Below are 840 nucleotides of genomic sequence, written 5' to 3' on the forward strand. Positions count from 1 at the left end.
TGGAGGAGGCCCGTGACGTACTGCGGCTCATAGGTGCGCAGGGTTCTCGCGCCGGTCTCCAGACTCACGTAGGCCGTGAACCAGGACGGCATCACATCGCGGTACGGGTGCCACCAGCCGGGCTCGTTGGCCCGCTCGGCCAGGGTGACGAACTCGTCGATCTCCTGCTGCTCCGCCCCGTAGGTCTGGAGCAGCTTCTCGACGTAGAGGATCTTCAGGCCGACCTCGGCCTTCTCCAGGCGGCGGATGGTCAGCGGCGTGACGCGCAGGGCCCCCGCGGCGTCGTCGAGGGAGAGGCCCGCACTCTGCCGGGCCTCCTGGAGGCGGCGTCCCAGGATCATGCGGAGAACGGTGGGCGCGCCGGCGCCGGTGCCTGATCGCGCGTCGCTCACGCCGTGCCTCCCGAGGGGTCGTCACCGGCGCCAGCCTGACAGGGAGTTGATCGTTCCGCCAAGCGGCCCGGAGCCGCGATACCTTCCTCCTGAAATTATCAGGCAGACGGTTGCAGCGTGAACTGCTCTGCGAGCATAGTTACTTGTGCGAACAGGGCACCGGAACCCCCAACTCCCCTTTCCGGCCGGTCCGATTCGCGCCTCGCCCCTTCCTGACTGCGCCCACCCCCCACGGAAGGCGAACGCCGTGTCCCCCCACACGACTTCCACTCCCCGGTTCCTGGACGCGGTGCGCCCGGGCCGCACGCACTGGCTGGAGCTGCCGTCCCACCGGACCAGCGTCAGGGCCGCCCGTCATGCCACGCAGGCGCGGCTGGCCTCGTGGCAGGTGCCCGACGAGGTGTGCGCGAACGCCGTCCTGGTGGTGTCCGAGCTGGTGACCAACGCC

The 840-nt window shown here is 69.9% G+C and carries 2 protein-coding genes; one reads left to right on the plus strand and one right to left on the minus strand.

Going from position 1 to position 840, the window contains the following annotated elements:
• On the minus strand, positions 1 to 392 hold a 392-nt coding region (locus CCL05_RS46940), incomplete at its 3' end, for a helix-turn-helix domain-containing protein (RefSeq protein WP_244204623.1).
• A 247-nt stretch (positions 393 to 639) separates the two neighbouring features.
• Here CCL05_RS46940 and CCL05_RS42955 point away from each other — a divergent pair.
• Positions 640 to 840 (plus strand): ATP-binding protein (locus CCL05_RS42955; RefSeq protein ID WP_143590064.1); only part of this gene is annotated, 201 nt, incomplete at its 3' end.

Origin of the sequence: Streptomyces africanus, from assembly GCF_002150735.1 — a bacterium.
Taxonomy (GTDB): Bacteria; Actinomycetota; Actinomycetes; order Streptomycetales; family Streptomycetaceae; genus Streptomyces; species Streptomyces africanus.